This window comes from Rhodobium orientis, from assembly GCF_003258835.1.
Lineage (GTDB): Bacteria > Pseudomonadota > Alphaproteobacteria > Rhizobiales > Rhodobiaceae > Rhodobium > Rhodobium orientis.
The window spans coordinates 1-241 of record NZ_NPEV01000225.1; the positions used below are offsets into that span (position 1 = coordinate 1).

The 241-nt window shown below is 44.4% G+C and carries 1 protein-coding gene; it reads left to right on the plus strand.

Annotated elements, in window-relative coordinates; genetic code table 11:
• Window positions 1–237 (plus strand): helix-turn-helix domain-containing protein (locus CH339_RS25950; protein WP_146610322.1); only part of this gene is annotated, 237 nt, incomplete at its 5' end.
• Window positions 238–241 lie beyond the last annotated feature (4 nt).

Consider the following 241-nt stretch of genomic DNA (forward strand, 5'->3'; position numbering starts at 1 on the left):
GTCCAGCACCGCTTGACACATGTATTAATGAAGCTTGCTGCTGAACATGGCATTCCTCAAGAAAAAGGGGTCTACATCAGCCTGCCCATTACCAATCAGGATTTTGCGAACATGGTCGGAACGTCAAGGGAAACGATTAACCGCACATTAAATGAATTGAAAAAGAAAAATCTGCTGACAGCTGACAGGAGCGGAATTTTCATTCATGATACAGACTGGCTGAACGGCTGCAATTAAGGCA